The organism is Paenibacillus sp. FSL L8-0638 (genome assembly GCF_038593075.1).
Classification (GTDB): Bacteria; Bacillota; Bacilli; order Paenibacillales; family Paenibacillaceae; genus Paenibacillus; species Paenibacillus polymyxa_D.
This window is the reverse complement of record NZ_CP151960.1, coordinates 2,837,563-2,857,929: the sequence shown is the minus strand read 5'-3', so window position 1 is coordinate 2,857,929 and position 20,367 is coordinate 2,837,563. Positions and strand designations below refer to the sequence as shown.

The window sequence follows — 20,367 nt, the reverse complement described above, 5'->3', positions numbered from 1 at the left end:
AATCCTGATTCTATACTAGCTTTCTCAGTGGAAGGATAGCAGCAAAATAATATAAAAAACTTTCTCAAGCTGGCTAAGTGCGAACTTAAATAAGTTTCAGTTTTTTTAAAAAGCCTATACAACAAAAAAAGCCGCCAAAATAGCGACTTTCAATAGGACTATGTTCTTGTCCCTCGACAAATGCTGATCTGAACCGCCAAGCTCAATATTGCATTCCAAAACGACCGAGCCGTAACCTTGCATTAGCGGGTAAAAGAATTCATGCAATGAGATAGGTTTCCCAAAAGCAATTCATACAAGCCGCTCCCCTGGACCTCCCGACCAAGCTGTATTTTCTTTCTTGGAAGTCAAGATCTCTTCGCCTGTGCTTTGTGCTTTGGGGAAAGTATAGCTATTGTTCGTTTTCCCTATAGCGTTGCTTGCTGTCACTTCCAGCGTATAGCGGGCACCGGGCAGATCACCCGTGCCTATCGTTAGTTTGTGGTCGGTAGTAAAAAACCGCCGTTCAGTCTCTAAGTACCACTGTCGACATCGGTGTAATTGAGCGTGATCTCCTGACTATCCCCTTGGAATGTTCCTTCCGGTTTATCGATCGTAACCGTCGGTTTTGTCCCATTGGGATTTTGCGGAGTAATCCGTCCTTCCTTGATCCATCTCTCGCCACTTACGGCATATCCAGGCATTTGCGATCCGGGTATCTGATTTCCACTTGAGTTGAATATGACCTTCGCCTGTGTCCAGTCCGGGGCTCTATACACATACCAGCCGTTGCCTTCATTCTGCATGGCCACGCCCGGCCAAGCTGAGCCTTCCCTGAGCGGAGTCACGGAATCATCGTAGTAGTAGATGTTCGGTGCTCCCCAGCCGGAAGGCTTGTAGAAATGAACGGTCATGCCCGAGCTCGGTTCCTCCTTCGTATACCTGAACATCTTCTCTGTTTGACCGGACAAATTGGCGGCGACAATTTTCAGAACAAACGTCGATCCGATTGGAGTTCCAGCGCCAATGCTGACCATATCTCCCGAACTGAACGGAGTCACCGGCCCCCCGTTCAAAGTGTAGGTTGCCGAGTCTGCATTGGAATAGTTCATTCTCACGTTAACAGAATCTGCAAAGAAGGCTCCTTCCCCAGGATCGACGGATACTGACGGAGTTTGTTGCGCTGCGCTATACAATACGGCGATCCTGCCTCCGTCCAGATGGCCGGTAATTCTGCCGTTCGACACCGTAAACGATCCACCGCCATTGGCCTTGTTCTGGTAAACGCCGTCCTCCAGTCTGGTAGGGGAGTTGATTTGAGCATTGCCTCCAAGATTCACAATCGTCATGCCTTTGGTTCCGCGTTCAACCTGCATAATTTGATTCCCTTGCGCCCTAATGTATTCGTCTTGACCTACCATGGCATTGTGGAACTTGTTAATGGCAACGACGTCCGGGTCCTTCCAGAGCGTATTCCCCGCATCGCCGAGCCGATTCGCAAATTTCCCACCTCCTGTCGGTCTGTTGAAGAACAGAGAGGTCGTCTCCGCCCGGGAGGCGATGATTGCCCAGCCCATTTTGATCTGCCAATCGTTCAACCCCGTCGATTCGCTGTTGTCGTTGGCATAAGTGTCATGCGATTCGACCCAGGTAACTAATTTGGAGGGGCTTACATTATTGGCGTTAAAAGATTTGGCCGCATCAACATTGATGCCACCGTGATAACCAACGGCGCTTCTGACACTGTCCCCATAGCTGGAGGCGGCCAAGCTGAGGTAATTGGCATAGCCGGCAAAGTTGTCAGCTCCACCTTGAAGCACTTCTCCGTAATTAAACAGTCTATCTTTATTGTTTAACGAACCCAGTACCCGGGGCCAGAAGTTGGAGCCCCCCGGATCGTTGGGCAACTCAATATGCTTGGCGGCGTCGAATCTGAAGCCGTCGGCGCCCAAGGAAATGGCGTCATTCAGGAAGCCGATAATGATATCTTGCAATTCCTGATTAGACGTGTTGAGGTCGGGCAGACCAATTCCCCACTGTGTGACTTGCCAACGGTCATTCCAGTTTTCCACACCTCTGGCCTCATGCCAGAAATAGCTGTTATTCTTGATCGCCGAATCAACATTATGCGCCGGCTGATACTGCTGATTTCCACCGCCCGCATTCCCCGTATGATTGGCGACAACATCAACGATGATACTTATGCCGTATTTATCCGCTTCCTGGCAAAGCTGTCTGAAATCATCCCTGCTTCCCAATTGAGAGTTGCCGATTTTAAAGTTGATGGGCTGGTACAAAATCCACCACTTGCTGCCTTCTGTCAACCCTTCCTTGCTGGCTTGGATTGGCGAAGTTTGCACCGCTTTAAATCCCGCCTGAGCCAGTTCCGGAAGGTTCCTGGTGATGTTGTCAAAAGACCAGTTCCACGCATGAAAAATAAGACCATCCTTCGTTCTTTCCGGGAGTTCGTAGTTTGCGACAGCCGATAGCTTCGCATCCGAACCTCCTAACTGCCGAACATCGGCATTCGCCTGTGCTTCGGGAGTAAAGCCAATCGTTTGCAACAACAATACGACAAATAGAACGATACTCCAGGTACGCCTCAAGATGGGGCTTGTCTTCCTCCTCATACTAAACTCTCCTTTTAAATTTTATTTTACAACCAACCTCTCTTGAGAGATTAGGAGTAAATAAAAGAGGGCAAAACAACATGTATACGCTTTCAAAATGGGCAATCGTTTGCATATAATTGAGCTCAATGACATGATTTCATTTATTTGACAATTTGTCAATGCTTATATTAAAGATAAATTTCCAACCGCCTTTTTCTCCCCTCATTATTATTCACTGTGCCTTCAAGACTTTTTGGACGTTGACTTCAATTACGAACTGGTTTTCTTAGATTTGAATAATGTCCCTGCAATTGCATTGACTAGTAAAAGTATGGTTGATATAATCATAAAAGGAAAAATCATTGGTATAGTGCCCTGTGGATGTTTTTTTCATATTTTCTTTTGTAAGCGCGTACAATGATTTATTTTCCTACATACCATGGAGGAGGCGATCAATGAATCTATTTTATCCAAATAAATGCCTTTCTTTTTTTTACTTTTAATGCAACCGGTTGCAAAATCCATTCCACTAAATATATCAGGAGGTTGTTAACTTGCTAAGAAAAAAAACTGGGAGTTTTATTTCTTGGTTGATTATTTTATCGCTTTGCTTCAACTTCTTCGGCTTACCCGGCGTAGCTTCGAGTAACAACGATTATACAGCCACCTACACGAATTCCACAGCGACTGCTCTTCCATCGCCAACCGCTTCGATCACGTCTACCGTTACCGCAACGTATGCACCTACCACAACAACTAAATCAACTCAAACTGGGTTAACGGTTCACTTTAAGAAACCTTCAAGCTGGAATTCAGCGATTCGAATCCATTACTGGAATCTGAATCCGGCAACCGTTCCGATAAGCGGGGCGTGGCCGGGAATCCTGATGAAGTCGGATGGAAATGACTGGTACAGCTACACCATTGCCGATGCCACAGGCTCAAGCCTCATCTTCAATGACAGTAGCGGCAAACAGACGGCCGACTTGTCCCGCAGTGTGAAGGAGGGCTGGTATTACACAGATAACACATGGTATGATGCCAGCCCGGAAATGCCTAAAATCCCGGCGATTTCCGCCTCTCCTGTACCCAAAACATATGATTCGTCCCAAACGGTGACGCTTTCCAGCACCAACAGTGACGATAAGATTTACTATACGATAGATGGTTCGACACCTACGACATCCTCGACCTTGTATACCTCTCCAATCCATGTTGCTTCCTCTTTGACCATTAAGGCCTTCGGTATCAACTCAATCGGTCAAACTGGAAATGCATCCTCTTTTGATTATGTAATTGACCTGAATGCAGATCTGCAAGCTCCGACAATCACAGCGAATTTGCCTGCCGGGCATTCTGATTCCTCGGTGACTGTATCCTTTAACCTGAAAGATAACAAGGCGGCAACGACCAAGGCATACTATACGGAGGATGGTACAGAACCAACCACAAGCTCAAAAGTCTATATTCTCGGCAACGCGCTGGCCGGATTGACTGGACCGTCTATTCTTATCTCCAAGACTACGACATTAAAATTTCTCGTTATAGACGGCGCTGGTAATCAAACCAAGCAGAGCTTTGTTTATAATATTGGAAATAAGAAGGATTTTCGGGAAGACACCATCTATTTCGTGATTACTTCCCGGTTCTATGACGGTGATCCGAGCAACAACGTGCACGCATGGGATGATGGAAAGGCGCGCAATCCAGATTCGGACCCGGCTTGGAGAGGAGACTTTAAGGGGCTGATTCAAAAGCTCGATTATATCAAAGCCCTCGGATTCAGCGCCATCTGGATTACACCTGTTGTGCAAAATGCCAGCGGTTATGATTACCATGGTTACCATGCTTTAAATTTTGCCAAAGTAGACCCACGGTATGAATCGGCGGGAGCTTCTTATCAGGATTTGATCAATGCAGCCCATGCCAAAGGGCTGAAGGTTATTCAGGACATCGTCGTCAATCATACGGGTAATTTCGGTGAAGAGAATCTGTACCCCATGTTCAAGAAAGATCCGGCTAAACCGGATACTGCTAACAACTTGGTGAAAACTACGGATAAGCTGCCACCAAACTATGATACTATGACGCCCGATCAGCAGTATCAGGCAAGGCTCGCTTTAATGAAGAACGAGGGAACGAACAATAACATTTACCATACAGAGAAAAGTCTCTCCTGGGAATCCTATACGGTTCAAACTGGTCAGATAGCGGGAGATTGCGTGGATTTGAACACGGAAAACCCTGCAGTTAACAAATATTTAATTGATACCTACAATCATTATATAGACATGGGTGTTGACGCTTTCCGTGTCGATACGGTGAAGCATGTGAGCCGGTATATTTTCAATAAATACTATATTCCTGCCTGGAAAACAAGAGGCGGCTCGGATTTCTATATTTTTGGAGAAGTAGCCACACGTTACAGAGATGTTTGGAACAGTGGAATTCCGGCGATCTCGACGCCATTCTATACTTGGAAAAGCTCGAAATCGTATCCGGGCGATGGAAAGAATGACTACGCCTCCAATAAAGCGTCAGTTGAACAAGAGTGGGCGGACAACTCTACTACAGCAGGACAGCCAACCTCGAACAATGCTCTCTTAAACGGAAATACCTATCACACGCCTGACTATTCGATGAAATCGGGCATGGATGTGATTGATTTTCCAATGCATTGGGCATTCAAGACCGCGCATGAAGCATTTAATATGAGAAGTGGCGACCAATACTATAATGATGCTACGTGGAATGTAACCTATGTCGACTCGCATGACTATGCTCCTGACCAGGCTCCGGAAAATCAAAGATTCGCGGGCACACAGGACACTTGGGCCGAGAATCTCGATCTGATGTTCACCTTCCGCGGAATACCCGCTATCTTCTACGGCTCCGAAATCGAGTTTCAAAAAGGGGCAACCATTGATACAGGTCCAAACGCACCGCTAAGCAAAACGGGACGAGCATATTTCGGTGATCACGTGGAAGGCAATGTTACGGTACAAGATTACGGCAAATACACAAATGCTACTGGCACGCTTGCGGAATCGCTCAACCATCCTCTGGCGAAACATATCAGACAGCTTAATTTAATCAGAAGAGCTGTTCCCGCCTTGCAAAAAGGCCAGTATTCCACAGAGAATGTGTCGGGCAATCTGGCGTTTAAGAGAAGATATACCGACAGTGCCAAAGGCATTGACAGCTTTGCATTGGTCACGATTTCAGGAAACGCCACGTTTACCGGAATTCCGAACGGAACCTATGTGGATGCGGTGACCGGTGATTCCAAAACCGTTACTGATGGCAAGATTACCCTAACATGCTCCGGCAAAGGAAATGCAAGGGTATATGTATTGAATGGTAGAGGTGGAATTGGAGAAACGGGAACCTATCTGAAGTAAACGGTAGTATGTCTTAGATAACTGAAGCAACCTCAGTTCGGTATTGCACTGTGCTAAGGTTGCTTCCAATTAAAAAGTATATCTAAGAGAGAGAGTCAGGATATTGCTCTGAACTAAATTTTTAACGGATGGGAGTGAACCAAGATGCCCCAACGACAGCTTCTATGTGCGTAAGTTCTTCCGTATATTTAATGACCAACAACCATCAAGTATTAGCGGGTTATCCCGCCCCTAGAACTGATAAAGCGTGAGCACACGTACCCTGCTCTCTTGTCCATTCCGTTGCTGTTTATCCCCCCCTGCATTGCTCCCCGAAGGATAGAGGCTATCAGACGCTTAATGAATGAAAAAAATGATTTAGATGGTCGGCAAACAATTTAGGATTTTCCATAGCGGCGAAATGACCGCCTTTATTCGCTTTCTCCCAGTACGTAATATTATAGACGCGTTCTGCCCAGCTTCGGGGAGGCGTGGGCAGCTCCTTGGGAAATAAGGAAACCCCTGTTGGAACAGTAACACGCTGACCTTCGGTGAAATGCAGTGGCATTTGAGTACCTTCAGTATATATTCGTATGGAAGAAGCAATCGAATTGGTAAACCAGTAAATCGATATGTTGGTGAGGATATGATCAAGTGAAAAAGACCTCTTCATATCTCCGTCACAGTCACTCCAACCTCGAAATTTTTCTACGATCCAGCTGGCAAGACCGGTCGGGGAATCACTTAGTGCAAAAGCCAGGGTTTCCGGCTTCGTTCTATGAAGGGCGCTATAAGCACCTTCTCGCTCCAACCACTCAGCTACGATGTCAAAGTAAGCTTGCTCTTCTTCGCTAACAGATGGTGTATTTGGAGTGAGGGGTGGCTTGTAACTTCCAGGAATATAATTGAGATGAAGTCCCCTCACCCGTTCAGGGTACATGAATGCTAACCATGTTGATACCCCTGCTCCAATATCCCCTCCCTGAACCAAATACCTTTCATAACCCAAACGATCCATAAGTTTTGCCCACAGCGTGGCTACGTATTTGGACCCCACTCCCGGTCGTGTAGGTTTACTCGAAAATGCAAAGCCTGGCAAAGAGGGAATAATAACGTCAAATGCCTCTTCAGCATGTCCACCAAATAGCGATGGGTTTGTTAGATAAGGTATTAGTTCTAACATCTCTACAAATGATCCTGGCCACCCATGTGTCAGCAACAGTGGTTGTTCGGATGTCCCTTCACCTCGAACGTGCACAAAGTGTATATCGAAGCCATCCACATGTTCAATAAACTGTGGGAAACGGTTTAACCATGCTTCCTGTTCACGCCAGTTGTATTCCGAGCCCCAATAATCAACTAATCCCTTCAAAAAGGAATAGTCTGTCCCCAGAGCCCATGGTTCTATAGAGAAACTTGAAGGCCATCGAACCTGTTTTAGTCTGATAGATAGATCGTGCAATTGTTGGTCTGGAATTGAAATTTTGAACGGTTCCATTCATTGTTTCCTCCCTTGTAGATTAATTTACGATCAGAAGGATTCTATTGTATGATGGATCTGTTCATTAATAAAATTGAAATATTCAAAATCATTATCATTTTTATCGATAGAAATAAAACTAAGGAGAACAGCGATGGAAATTAGACACCTTATTACATTTCAGACGATTATCGAAATCGGAAGTTATACAGGGGCTGCATCGCAATTGGGATACACTCAGTCCACAATCACTGCCCATATTCAGTCGCTTGAAGAAGAGGTTGGCGGGGAGCTTTTCACTTACGAAAGAAGGCAATTGAAACTTACTCCATTAGGGAGAGAATTAATACCTCTGGCAGAAGATCTACTGGCTACTCATGACCAGATTAGAAATATACGAAGCAACCAGGAAGTTAAAGGTGTTATTAAGGTGGCTGCACCAGAGTCTTTAACGATTTCTAGATTAAGTCCGATTATAAGGGAATTTTCTTTGAAATATCCTCATGTCAAATTCAACCTTATCAACGGTACATGTGAACAAAACCAGGTTGATTTAATCAGTGGACGTGTAGATGTGGCTTTAATGGTCTACCCGGAAATACATCCGGAAAAATGCATTCATTATTCTTTGGCCCAGGAGAACATTGTCCTGGTGTGCAGCAATGACGGCCCAGACCATTTCGATGAATATAAACGAGAGAACACCAACCATTTTTTTATTACGAATGAAGAAGGCTGTAGTTATCGGACCATGTTTGAAAGATATCTTGTAAAGCATGATATTCATCCATTTCAAACCATGGAGTTATGGAGTATAGAGGCGATTAAACAAACCGTTATGAGTGGGCTTGGATTTTCTTTTTTGCCTTATATTACAGTTAAAGAAGACGTGGATAGAGGAAAACTTAAAATTGTAAGTCATTCCGAAAAATTCGATCCGATATACTCTCATATGCTGATTAAAAAGAAAAAGTGGCTATCTCCAACAGTGAAAGCTTTCTCTGAACTTGTCATAAAGTCGATCCGTGAAACGGATAACGAGTTCGAAAGATCAAGATAACCACCACCCTTTTTTTGTTGCTTCCATTGATCTAAAAGCTCATATATGTCGTTGTTGGCCAAGTCCTTTTTGTAACTGCTTAGTTCCCCTTTTATTCCGAGCCGTAAGATGAAAAACTGACGCCGTTTAGAACAGCTCCAACCATGCCCACTTCAGCAAGCATCTTACCAGTCAAATTCGCTCTCAGCCTTTCAATAAAAGAATAAGCACTTTATCTGGAATATCATTTACGAGAAGGTCTGGAATAAGATAAATAGTTTTTGTATTTTTTTAATCTTTCAGGCAACTCGCCAGCCTTGGAATTAGGTTTTAATGAAACTTTATATAATTCATCCGCGTGCTCGAATTTCCCGGAGATTAGAACATGAGAATGCGCTCTATCTTCCTCCGCGACATTGAATTTAACTTTGCCTTGTTCAACCTCCAAAGTGCCCTTTACACCGCAAATACCGCATATTGCAGGATAATTTTCATCATGATTTCTGATTTCAACGAGTTTGGAATGACAGATTGGGCATAAACCAGATTCGCCAATATATTTCGCTTCCGTATTCGGATTCATTAGTGTTTCAGCCACATGACGACCAGATTGCCTAGCTCTGTTCAGTTCATTTTCTTTGAAGACTACTGATCCGGGCAAGCCAACCCAATTGACCGGCATTTTGTCTACAACATTGATTTGCATCGGCAGCGTGAAAAGATGGAGCATTGGCAGTGCAAGTGTGTCCCACTCACTCCCCCCTACAGCTATAAGAGAAGCCACTCTTTGTTTAAAGCTTCTTTCATCCGGGTCTTTACCCGTAGTTATTCCTCTTTCTTCGCGTTGCTTCTTGGCAATCATTCGGAAGGCAATATCATGGGATAAAAAAAGTATATCCCATGTGCTGGAATTTAAATATGGTCCGATATAGTGACGATGTTTTGTAATATTGCACAAGGATTAAAAGCTTCTGGAGGCAGCTCTCGTGAAAATTCAAAAAATAATCAGAAAACTTAGCGACTGTTATCTTTTCTTGCCCGAAGAGGCCATGCAAACAAAAGAAATCAGTGAATTTACTATCCTGCGGTTGAATTCCGTTTTTCAGGCTGATACCGCTTATATAGGCAAGCTTTCGGATTTGCCAAAGGACTTTCCTACAGACACTCCTCTTTTTTGCATTCAGGATTGTGATGCACTTGTAGACTCCTATACTTACCGTACCCTTCTGCCAAATGAACTAGATCTGCTGGATCTTTCGGCAAAGATTTCATCTATACTTGCTCATGAGAATCGGCTGATTGAGCATATGCACACTCTGATATCTGCACTTTACTCAAACAAAGGTTTGCAATACTTGACAAACGAGGCCTCCCGCATTTTTGGTAATCCGGTCATCATTGTCGATGCAGGCTATAAGTTACTCGCTATGTGTCAAGCACCTATTCCCAACCGACCTGATATCGAACAGCAGCGAAATTTAGGTTATGTTCTTGACAGTAATATTGAAAGCATGAAGAAATCCAATCTGTACGAACTCACCCGTATGGCTCTTATTCCTTATTATTCACGCGATCCCGAGACCAACGACTGTTGGATAACAGCTTTGGTGTACGTACATGGCATAGAATTTGCGCAGGTCAGTGTTATGGAACTGGATCGTAAATTTACAGATATTGATTTTGAACTGGTGCAATTTCTTTGTGAGCTGGTTTCGGTAGAATTGCAAAAGAAGGACTTTTATAATTGCAATCAAGGAATGATGCATAGCTTTTTGCTTTCCGAACTGCTTACAGGCGAGCTCAATGATGCTAATGTCATCGCAATGCGACTGGCTCATCTGGAATGGACGCTTACACCTTACCTGAGAGTGATGAGCTTGACAGACCTGAAGAACGACTTTTTTGACGGGAAAGTTCAGTTAGTTGCACAGCATATGATCCAATTGCTACCGGATAGCCGCTGGATCGTATATCAGGGACGCATTGTATTTCTCATTTCCCTCGTTGATTCATCCTGTAAAATCATTGCTGAAGACAAACGATTTCTGGAATTTCTCCAAGTAAACGGTCTAACTGCTTCGCTGAGTGACTGCTTTAGTCATTTAACTTTTTTGCGAAAATATTATAAGCAATGCCTAACCGCCGTCGAGATTGCTTTCCAACTTAATTCAAACAAGCCAGTGTATATGTATGAGGACTATCTCTGCGAGCATATTGGAAAGATCATATCGGAACAGAACGATCTCGCTGACTTCTGCCATCCAGTTATCCAAAAGTTAATTGCTTATGACAATGGCCACAAAACAAGTTTACTGCCCACCCTTGAAGCCTATCTTCAATATGTGGACACTCCAAATCTTGCTGCTAAAACACTTTTTATTCATAGAAATACTTTGTTCTATCGAATCAACAGGATACGTAAACTTTTCGAGATTGATCTAAGCGATGGTGATATTCACCTGAAGCTTCAAATGACTCTTCATTTTCTAAAACTGAAAACACAACGCGGCGATCCTCAAGATCAGTGATAGAAGGCTAAAAAAATGCAAAAAAACATGCAGACAAAATTTCTTATCGATACTTTGTCTGCACGCTGGTCTTTTCTAGCTATTTTTTAAAATTTATTGATAGCCCATAAGCCTTCAGAATAGTTCGCTGCTGTTCTAAGATGAGCAGCAGTTTTTCTAATTCCATCATTATTCAGCTTACCAGCTTTAGGCCAACTGCTGAACCGAGTACCATCGCGATGAACAGAATTCTCGCGGTATTACGCGGTTCACTGTAGAAGATCATGCCCAATATGGCTCCGCCAGAAGCTCCAATACCGGTCCAGACAGCGTAGGCCGTTCCCATTGGTAGTGTTTCCATGGCCAGGGATAGAAACAAAAAGCTCAATCCAAAGCCTGCAAGCAAGTAAAAAGCAGACAGGAAATTCCGGTCTTTATGGAGCTTATTAATCATGAGAACTCCCATCATCTCAAATACGCCTGCCAAAATAAGAAATACCCAGTTCATACGTCAGTGCACCTCTTTTCCTTGTTTCTTCTCTTTACTCTGTATTTTGAGTCCTACAACTCCGAGCAGAAGCACCCCGATTAGCAACAATTTAGATCCCTGTACCTCAGCACCAAACAACAAAATTTCTGCTGATACAGTGCCGGCCGTTCCCAACCCGACAAATACTGCATACACCGTACCTACCGGAAGCGTACGGGAAGCCATAATCATGAGTATGAAACTTACTAAAATGGCAACTAAAGTGCCCCCCCACTCTAACCAGCCGCTGGCATGTTTCAGGCCGATGACCCATCCAACTTCGAATAATGCCGCAACTACAACAGATAACCATGTCTTGTTCATTCTGTGCTTCCTCCTTTTAGATAATGCTGCAAATGTAGTATGGATTTATAGCAGCAATAAAAAAAAGCCTGAGAGAATACTGCATACAGCAGTTTTTCTCCCAGGCTTTTATCCCTCCGTGGCACAGTACGACGACTGTGAGTTTTCTCTCGGACCAGCCGATATTATCGCGGAACCCTAGAAAACATTTTTGAATTCAATTTTAGTTAACGTTATACACAGTAGTGAATCCATTACAATATAAAGAATAATAAGAATTCGTGTATCATCCTAAACTTATATCATTGTTTTGGTCATTATGAAATCAATTTGTTCTTCATCACCCATATAAAAAGAGTGTACGCCAGTTTGAACAAACCCCATTTTCTTATAAAAAGCAATGGCGTTTTCATTTTTTTCCCATACACCAAGCCAGATTTTCTTTTTATTATGTTTCATCGCAATTTCCATAGCTTTATTTAGCAGATATTTACCAAGCCCATGTTTTTGAGAGTTGTTTTTTATATAAATCCTCTCTATTTCGAGCGACTCACCACCCATTTTTTCGGATTGGGCCTCATTTATATTTACCTTTAAATATCCAGCAAGTTCTTCATTGAAATAGATGAAAAAGAATTCTGAAGAGACGTTGGACAATTCCTCCTCCAACTGTTTAAAGTTAAATGCTCTTTCCAGATAGGCCTTCATATTTTCAGGTGAATTCAGATCCTTAAAAGTATCGTTGAATGTTTCAATACTTATTTCTTGGAGAATTTGTAAATCTTCACGGCTGCACTTTATTATTTTTACAGTCACTTTAAATTATCGCTCCTTCATGTAAATCAATAATTTCTCTTGTTCCCTTTTTTTACAAATTCCCATTCATCACCTATATTTTTTCTTACTCTTTGAAGAAGATTAAAAATGGTGTTTACTTCACTTTCCGAAAATCCCGCTAATGCAACATTATCCGAATAATCATGTTCTCTTTTTATAAAAGGATAGACTTTATTCCCTTTTTCTGTTGGAAAGAGTTTATTGATTTTTTTGTTATGCTGATCCTCTTCCTTTTCAATAAATCCGTTAATAACAAGTTTTTTTATAGCACGAGATGCGGTTGTTCGATCTACTTTTATCATCTCAGCTAACTTTTCTTGAATGATTCCTGGGTTTTCACATATTCGTACAAGGTATAAATATTGTCCTTTTGTAAGGTCATATTCTTTGAATTCGATATTGCTTATAGAATCTAATGCTCTTGCGATCATTCCAATTTCACGAAGTACTTCCTTCATAATGGACTCCTTTACCCCTGTTTTGTTGCAAATGCAATAAAAATGATATATATTGAATTTACCTTATTTTTATTGCATTTGCAACATAAAATTATATTAAAGAGGTCGAGTAAATTGAAATATATTTTTTTCGTATTAGGAATTTTTATATTATCCCTTGGAATTTCGTTCACTATACAATCAGACCTTGGGGTTTCACCTTTTGATGCACTTTTAGTAGGACTGTCTATAAATGTGGGGCTTACTGTGGGAAGTTGGGAAATCATAATAGCTATAATATTGATAGGTTGTAATTCGCTTTTAAAAAGACAAACACCAGAAGTTTTGGGGTTGTTAACAGCATTTATAACGGGTATTGGTATTGATATGTGGCTTTTTTTACTGCACAATTTGATAACACCTGAACTATGGTACAGCAAAGTTGTTTGTTTTGGAATTGGTTTAGTTGTTGTAGGATTAGGAACTGCAACATATTTACAGACAAATTTTGCGCCCATTCCAGTTGATCGATTAACATTAATCATAAAGGAATTAACTAAAACAAATCTATTTTTTTCGAGAACATCCATCTACCTTATATTCTTGATCATAGCAGTCCTTTTAAACGGACCCATTGGCATTGGAACCTTGTTAACCGTTTGTTTAGGGGGGCTAATACTCAATTACTTTATGCCATTTACTAAAAAAATACTTGACCGCATATTAACACACTCTGCTACATCACTAAATCATGAGAAAGATAAAAGGCATTCTATATAGAATGCCTTTTATCTTTCTCAACTAACCTAATCTGTTAAAAGATGTAATATCCAAGTTGAGACTGAAGCTTGATGCTCATATCTCTTTGTTTCGATCTTAAGTTTGTCTAGAAGAATTGGTACTGTTATTTGTCTCTCAATTGGTACTTTAATTGTGTCTAATTCATTTTTATAATGTGTTTGTATTTTGAAGGTCAATTAATAAAGGAGTGTAGCTTTATGTTCTGTGGATTATCTGCTTTTCCACTCACCCCAGTTAACGAGACAGGTATTAATGAAAAAGCATTTGTGACACTAATTCAACGATTAGTTGCAGCTGGTGTAGACTTAATTGGTGCATTGGGTTCAACTGGAAATTATGCATATCTTAATCGAGAAGAACGTTTACGTGTGCTTCGACTTGCTGTCCATTCATCTGAGGGGATTCCCGTGATGACAAGTATAAGTGCGATTCGTACTTCTGAAGTACTTCGATTAGCGGAAGATGCACAAAGAGCAGGAGCAAGCGCAGTGTTGCTAGCCCCTGTCTCCTATCAAACACTAACGAATGAAGAAGTATTTTTACTCTATGAACAGGTGACGAGTTCACTCTCCATTCCACTTTGTGTATATGATAATCCGAGTACCTCGCATTTTCATTTCAGTGATGAGTTGCACAGTCGGATTGCCGAGCTGTCTAACGTTCGTTCTATCAAGATTCCTGGAGTGCCTTCTGATCCTGAAGCAGCCAAGGCACACATTAGAAAACTGCGAACGGCCATTCCTCCCCATGTAACTATAGGAGTAAGTGGAGACTCATACGCAGTCACTGGCTTGGATGCAGGCTGTGAAGTATGGTACTCAGTTCTTGGTGGTTTGTTTCCAAGGGCGTGCCTAAAAATGACCCGTTTGGCCCAGTCCGGTTTTGCTGAAGAAGCGAAACAACTCTCGGCGCAACTTGAACCGATTTGGACGTTATTTCATCAATATGGTAGCCTTCGTGTTGTTTCAGCAGCAGCAGAAATAATTGGTTTGATCTCAAGTCCCAGTCTTCCTTTACCCTTACAACCATTGAATCAATCAGCTAGAGAACACTTGAAATTCATACTAAAGGATCTTCAGTCCACAGAAACATTCTGTTCACCATTCGGCTAATACCTTTTCGAAGGGGGGACTACTAAGCACGTTTGCAGTAAAATTTTTCGTTATGAGTGTTGGAGGAACAACAGAGGCTGAACTGCCCAAGCATTCGTAATATCTTAATCCTTTTCTTCGTTAACAACAGAACTATCTACTAAAAAAAGCCAGCTATAATAGCTATAGCTGGCTTTAATACGTTTTTTTAATTTATTTCCATGATCAAATTCATGCTGTCCTGTGTTAAACCAAATTTGAAGATGAAACGCTAGGTTTTGCAGGAATCACATGTAATAACTGTTTTGAATTTGGATCCTCCAGATTTACATGCACTTGATCATAATTAAATGAATTCGTAACAATAACCATTACCGTAGGATCATAACCCGCAGCCTTAATTTTCTCCAAGTCAAACTCAACTAATTTGTCATCAATGCCAATTCTGTCATTTTCCTTAACCAATGGTTTAAAGTGTTGTCCCTTTAATTTCACAGTATTAATACCGATATGAATCAAAAGTTCTATACCGGAATCAGATACAATGCCAATCGCATGCCCGGTTTTGTACACGCTGCTTACCGTTCCGTTTACCGGAGCTGTAACAATTCCTCTAATTGGAACAATCCCTGCTCCTTTACCCATCGCTTCAGAAGCAAACACCTCATCGCTTACACTGCTTAAAGGAACAATTTGGCCATTCACAGGTACCACAACCTCGTTTGGATTTGCTTGATCACTCAAATTCGTCACACTCTTATTCGAAACACCGAAGAAATAAGTTAAAATGACGGCTCCGAAGAATGCAATAATCAATCCGATGACTTCTCCAATGAAACCTTGGCCTAAATAAGTTGGAATAGCCAACAAGCTAGGAAATGTAAATGTGGATGCATGTACTTCAAACGATCCAATACCAGCAGCGATCATTGCACAGTAGAATGGACGCTTTAATTTAAGGGTTACGCCGTAAATTGCCGGTTCAGTGATACCAAAAATGGCTGTGATTGCTGCAGAACCCGATAGGCCTTTGATTTTGGCATCCTTGGTTTTCAAAAATACGCCTAGAGCAGCACCTGCTTGAGAAAGTACGGCTGCACATACAATCGGCAACCATTGGTCGTATCCTTGATTAGCGACATTGTTTATCATCAGCGTAATCAGCGCCCAATGGACTCCGAAAATGACAATCGACTGATGGAACGCTCCTAAAACCAACCCAGCAAGTAATGGGGAGAAACCAAAGATAGCTAACAATACCATGGCGAACAGGTCACTGATCTTTGTGCCTAGAGGGCCGATAACAGCCAAAGTTAGAGGCAACATGATCACTAGAGAAACCAGAGGGGTTAGCATATTACGAATTGATTCCGGAAAGAATTTGTTCAACAAAGGTTCCAAGTAAGAGAGGCCCCAAATCGACAACAGAATGGGAAACACAGACGCCGTATACGTAATTGGTATGATCGGTATGCCAAAGAAATCAATCGTTTGTGAATTGGATACGATCTCTACTAAAGACGGATGAATGAGTGCACCAGCTAACGAAACGGCTACGAATGGATTGACTTTCAGCTTTTTGGCCGCAGTAAATGCCAAGAAAATCGGCAAGAAGTAGAAAATGGCATCACTTGCTGCATTCCATATTTTATACGCACCACTGTCGGTCGATATCCAGTTCATTGTTGTAAATAAAGCCAGAATGCCTTTCAAAATTCCGGATCCAGCCAAGGCTCCCAGAAATGGCGTAAATACGGCCGAAACAAAATCCATCAACTGACTGACAGGATTAAATTTCCCAGTTCCTCTTTCTAAAGCGCTTTCATTGTTGCTAGAAGCATGTACTGTCATTCCAGGTAATGATGTTAGTGCATCATAGACTTGAGCAACGGAATTACCAACAACCACCTGATACTGTCCAGCACTATTGACGACAGTAATGACCCCATCTGTGTTTTCAATCTTTTTGGTATCCGCAGCACTGGCATTATTTAATTTGAAACGCAATCTTGTAGCACAATGCCAAACCGCATTGACGTTCTCTTTCCCTCCTACACCATCCAGAATATCCTTTACCAACTTTTGATAACTCATAGTTGTCCCCCCTATTATAAATGCCCGGACCATTTTCCACATACCGTATAACTGACACGATACAAAATGATCCGGGGGTGCCTTAATCATTCAGTCATTCTCATCCTAATCGTTGGTGGTTCTATGAAGATCCTCGCCGTTTGAATCAATAACTTGCTTATACCAGTAAAAACTATCTTTAAAATGGAATTGTCCACTTCCGTTACCTTCATCATCATAGTCCACATAAATAAAGCCATATCTTTTGCTCATTTCGGCAGTACCTGCGCTGATGATGTCGAAAGGGGCCCACGTGCAATAGGCAAAAACATCTGCCCCTTCACGTATTGCCTCTTTCAGCGCAGCAATATGCTCCTGGTGGTATTCGATGCGATAATCGTCATGAACTTTGTTGTCCGCTGTTAAAACATCTTTAAATCCAAGACCATTTTCAGCCACCATCATGGGAACATGATACCTGTCCCAATATTTAGACATGCAGAGATATAATCCTGAAGCATTAATGGACCAGCCCCAGCGATTCGCTTTCAAATGGGGATTTTTGACGGTAGAATTAGGGTCCATCGTATTCTCACTAGCTTTAACAGTATTTGACCAGTAATAAGAGACTGCAAGGAAATCGGCTGTATTGTTCCGAAGCAACTCTTTCTCCGATTCCGTAATTTCCAGCTGGATGTCATGGTCTTCGAAATACGTCAATGCATATTCTGGATACTCGCCTCGAATCAGAACATCGCTGTAGAAATATTGCATTCGATTCCGTCTGAAATTCAGTTCGACATCTGCAGGTTCACATGAATAAGGGGCGGTTAATGTATCGGCCAACATCATTCCCATTTGAAGGGATGGATTTAGCTTGTGGCCAAACTCAGTAATCTTTGCAGAAGCAACGAATTGGTGATGAACCGCTTGAAACTGAGATTGCTCGTAATGATCAACTTTATCTTTCAGTATGCCAAGGGAGGCAAATGCCTCTTTGTGGACAAGGTTAATTTGATTGATAATGATCCAATATTTAACGATTTGGTGATATCTTTGCAGGACGGTTTGCCCATACTTCACGAAGAAATCAATCAGTTTCGGGTTTGTCCAACCGCCATATTGCTCAACCAAATTTAAAGGCATTTCATAATGGAAAATCGTGACGATCGGCTCAATATTTTTTTCTTTCATGTACTCAAATAATCGATCATAGAAGGTTAAACCCTGCTCGTTTGGAACGGTATCATCTCCATTTGGAAAAATCCTGCTCCAAGAAATAGACAACCGCAATGTTTTTACATGCATGTCAGCTAACGCATCGACATACTCACGGTATCGTTCGTAGAAATGTACTCCTTGACGCTTAGGGAAATAGTATGTCCCATGTTTGTATTTTTCGTATGTTTCTGAATCCATGTTATTAAAATGTAGATCAATAGGATCAGCTCCTGGAATAAACGGCTGAATATCAGCGGTACTTAACCCTCTTCCATCCCTGCGATGTGCACCTTCTGCTTGGTTAGCAGCAATAGCTCCTCCCCACAGAAAGTCTTTTCTTATTTTGCTCATGTACGTTTCCCCCAAATGTATTTAAAATTTTTGTACGATAAAGACTCCTGCAATAACCAAAAGAGCTCCCAATAATCGAGGAATATTCAAAGTGTGCATACTAGCACCAATTAATCCAAAATGATCAATGATCACCGACACGATTATTTGTCCAGCTAAAACGTATCCAACCGTAGCTGCTACTCCTATTCTGGGCATGAGAATGGTTGTCGCCAATACATAGAAAGCACCCAGTAGTCCTCCTGTCCACATCCACCAGGGAGCTTCAAACCATTCTTTTTTGAACAACGATCCTTTTACAAAAAAAGATATGATTATTAATGAGATGGCACCTACTGTAAAAGAAATGGCCGAAGCAACAATAGGTGATCCCACCACCGTCCTTAGCTGCGCATTAACACTAAATTGTGTAGGCAAGGCCATTCCTGCCAATAATGCGAAAATTATGAATATGATAGCCATGTATTTTCCCCTTTCTCTTACTTTGATCAATTAGCCAATCTGAAATTGAACGAAGTGCTTCAATAAATCGTTTATCCGATTTTAGAACCACGAGAAAAGAAAATACCAAAAGAACGGTTTCCAGTGTGTCCATTGCAAAAGTAATCCCGCCTCACAGTATTATCTCCTCTCAAATTCTGAAGATTGAATATCCCCTACAGATGAGTCAATAATATAACTTAAATATGGGAATTCTAGATTGGTAACCTTCTCAATTTATCGATTAATCATTGACAACCCGAGTATAATTCACGCAGTATAATAAGTAAAATTAATAATAAATATAGGAGGTATACTAAATACTTATATGGATATTAATTATGAACTCTATAAGATCTTCTATATCACAGTAAAAGCTGGAAGTATGTCTAATGCGGCAAAGGAACTGTTTACATCACAATCGGCAGTTAGTCAGTCCATAAAACTACTTGAAAATAAGCTAGGTGGACAATTGTTCCATAGAAGAGCACAAGGAGTGTCCCTTACTACGGAAGGAGAGATATTATTTCAATATGTAGAACAAAGCTATGAGTTATTACAGGCGGCTGAAAGAAAATTTTTGGAATTAAGGAATTTAGATGCTGGCCAACTAAGAATAGCCGTAAGCACAACAGCTTGTAGTAACTTTTTGATGCAATACCTAGAGACATTCTCCTTGGCTTACCCTAATATCGAGATTTATATCAAAGATCAATCTACTCATTCTACAATTAAGCAGCTAGAGTCAGGCGAAGTTGACATAGGAATCATCAATCTGAACGGAAGCAGAGATTCTCTGACGGTGATTGGAAAAATAGAAATACAAGATTGTTTTGTAGTAGGTGAGAGATTTAAAGAAATATGTGATAAACCAATATTCTTAAAAGAACTAGTAGTAAATTACCCGATCATTCTCATGCAGAAAGGACTTAATACAAGAAAATATATTGACAACTTTTTCACTTCATATGGCTTAAAAGTAATACCTAAAGTAGAATTGAGTACCATGGAACTGTTAATTGAGTTTGCTAAAAAAGGCTTGGGCATATCGTGTGTAATCGAGGATTTTGTTCGCAGCGATTTGGATCAACAACGGCTATTCATAGTGCCCATCCAAGAAATCATACCTAAAAGATTTTTAAGTATTGCTATCAAAAAAGACTTGCCCCTTTCTTCAGCAGCTCAGAAGTTTATTGAGCTTTTTCAAAGCTGCACAGTATAAATTTATAAATTGGGTTATTTATTAA

The 20,367-nt window shown here is 41.6% G+C and carries 16 protein-coding genes, 1 pseudogene and 1 riboswitch; of the genes and pseudogenes, 6 read left to right on the top strand and 11 right to left on the bottom strand.

Translation table 11 applies throughout. From position 1 onward, the window contains the following. Positions 1-180 precede the first annotated feature (180 nt). Together MKY35_RS12360 and MKY35_RS12355 are read right to left on the bottom strand one after the other, a co-directional pair. Positions 181-291 (bottom strand): annotated as a pseudogene (locus tag MKY35_RS12360) (hypothetical protein); the annotation flags it as partial. A 221-nt stretch (positions 292-512) separates the two neighbouring features. Continuing rightward, positions 513-2,609 carry a starch-binding protein gene (locus MKY35_RS12355; protein ID WP_342446529.1) on the bottom strand — a complete coding sequence of 699 codons (2,097 nt, stop codon included), beginning with the start codon at positions 2,607-2,609 and terminating at the stop codon, positions 513-515. Between the two features lie 536 nt (positions 2,610-3,145). On the opposite strand from MKY35_RS12355, the gene MKY35_RS12350 reads away from it, so the two are divergent. Next, positions 3,146-5,992, top strand: a complete 2,847-nt coding sequence (locus MKY35_RS12350) for an alpha-amylase family glycosyl hydrolase (RefSeq protein WP_342446528.1) — start codon at positions 3,146-3,148, stop codon at positions 5,990-5,992. Between the two features lie 328 nt (positions 5,993-6,320). Here the strand turns inward: MKY35_RS12350 and MKY35_RS12345 are convergent, their stop codons facing one another. Continuing rightward, a complete protein-coding gene (locus MKY35_RS12345; RefSeq protein ID WP_342446527.1) occupies positions 6,321-7,469 on the bottom strand; it encodes an epoxide hydrolase family protein in 1,149 nt (382 codons plus the stop codon). 136 nt (positions 7,470-7,605) lie between these two features. On the opposite strand from MKY35_RS12345, the gene MKY35_RS12340 reads away from it, so the two are divergent. Further along, on the top strand, positions 7,606-8,511 hold the full coding sequence (locus tag MKY35_RS12340; RefSeq protein ID WP_342446526.1) for a LysR family transcriptional regulator: 906 nt from the start codon (positions 7,606-7,608) through the stop codon (positions 8,509-8,511). A gap of 223 nt (positions 8,512-8,734) precedes the next feature. On the opposite strand, the gene MKY35_RS12335 is transcribed toward MKY35_RS12340, so the two are convergent. Further along, the gene (locus tag MKY35_RS12335; RefSeq protein WP_342446525.1) at positions 8,735-9,352 is read right to left on the bottom strand and encodes a hypothetical protein; all 618 of its coding nucleotides are present in this window, start codon (positions 9,350-9,352) and stop codon (positions 8,735-8,737) included. A 124-nt stretch (positions 9,353-9,476) separates the two neighbouring features. Here MKY35_RS12335 and MKY35_RS12330 point away from each other — a divergent pair, with 124 nt between their 5' ends. Then, complete coding sequence (locus MKY35_RS12330; RefSeq protein ID WP_342446524.1) at positions 9,477-11,018, top strand: helix-turn-helix domain-containing protein; 1,542 nt, start codon at positions 9,477-9,479, stop codon at positions 11,016-11,018. A 172-nt stretch (positions 11,019-11,190) separates the two neighbouring features. On the opposite strand, the gene MKY35_RS12325 is transcribed toward MKY35_RS12330, so the two are convergent. The 4 genes from MKY35_RS12325 to MKY35_RS12310 all read right to left on the bottom strand — a co-directional run bounded on the left by MKY35_RS12325 (position 11,191) and on the right by MKY35_RS12310 (position 13,124). Continuing rightward, a complete protein-coding gene (locus MKY35_RS12325; RefSeq protein ID WP_023988641.1) occupies positions 11,191-11,505 on the bottom strand; it encodes a multidrug efflux SMR transporter in 315 nt (104 codons plus the stop codon). A gap of 3 nt (positions 11,506-11,508) precedes the next feature. Further along, the gene (locus MKY35_RS12320) at positions 11,509-11,850 is read right to left on the bottom strand and encodes an SMR family transporter (RefSeq protein ID WP_342446523.1); all 342 of its coding nucleotides are present in this window, start codon (positions 11,848-11,850) and stop codon (positions 11,509-11,511) included. 95 nt (positions 11,851-11,945) lie between these two features. Then, positions 11,946-12,042, bottom strand: a riboswitch (guanidine-I (ykkC/yxkD leader). Positions 12,043-12,126: 84 nt separating this feature from the next. Further along, entirely contained in the window at positions 12,127-12,645 is a 519-nt protein-coding gene (locus MKY35_RS12315; RefSeq protein WP_342446522.1) for a GNAT family N-acetyltransferase, read from the bottom strand. Between the two features lie 26 nt (positions 12,646-12,671). After that, complete coding sequence (locus tag MKY35_RS12310; protein WP_029515334.1) at positions 12,672-13,124, bottom strand: MarR family transcriptional regulator; 453 nt, start codon at positions 13,122-13,124, stop codon at positions 12,672-12,674. A 114-nt stretch (positions 13,125-13,238) separates the two neighbouring features. Between MKY35_RS12310 and MKY35_RS12305 the strand changes: the two genes are divergently transcribed. Continuing rightward, complete coding sequence (locus MKY35_RS12305; RefSeq protein ID WP_342446521.1) at positions 13,239-13,883, top strand: YitT family protein; 645 nt, start codon at positions 13,239-13,241, stop codon at positions 13,881-13,883. Between the two features lie 218 nt (positions 13,884-14,101). Then, a complete protein-coding gene (locus MKY35_RS12300; RefSeq protein ID WP_342446520.1) occupies positions 14,102-15,016 on the top strand; it encodes a dihydrodipicolinate synthase family protein in 915 nt (304 codons plus the stop codon). A gap of 225 nt (positions 15,017-15,241) precedes the next feature. Here MKY35_RS12300 and MKY35_RS12295 read toward each other — a convergent pair whose 3' ends face one another. From MKY35_RS12295 to MKY35_RS12285, 3 genes are all read right to left on the bottom strand, one after another. Beyond that, positions 15,242-17,089, bottom strand: a complete 1,848-nt coding sequence (locus tag MKY35_RS12295; RefSeq protein ID WP_342446519.1) for a beta-glucoside-specific PTS transporter subunit IIABC — start codon at positions 17,087-17,089, stop codon at positions 15,242-15,244. A gap of 105 nt (positions 17,090-17,194) precedes the next feature. After that, complete coding sequence (locus MKY35_RS12290) at positions 17,195-18,640, bottom strand: glycoside hydrolase family 1 protein (RefSeq protein ID WP_342446518.1); 1,446 nt, start codon at positions 18,638-18,640, stop codon at positions 17,195-17,197. 21 nt (positions 18,641-18,661) lie between these two features. Next, the gene (locus tag MKY35_RS12285) at positions 18,662-19,102 is read right to left on the bottom strand and encodes a DMT family transporter (protein WP_023988632.1); all 441 of its coding nucleotides are present in this window, start codon (positions 19,100-19,102) and stop codon (positions 18,662-18,664) included. Positions 19,103-19,448: 346 nt separating this feature from the next. Between MKY35_RS12285 and MKY35_RS12280 the strand changes: the two genes are divergently transcribed. Continuing rightward, positions 19,449-20,342: a LysR family transcriptional regulator gene (locus MKY35_RS12280; protein ID WP_342446517.1), complete on the top strand. Its 894-nt coding sequence runs from the start codon at positions 19,449-19,451 to the stop codon at positions 20,340-20,342. The last annotated feature ends 25 nt before the right edge of the window (positions 20,343-20,367 follow it).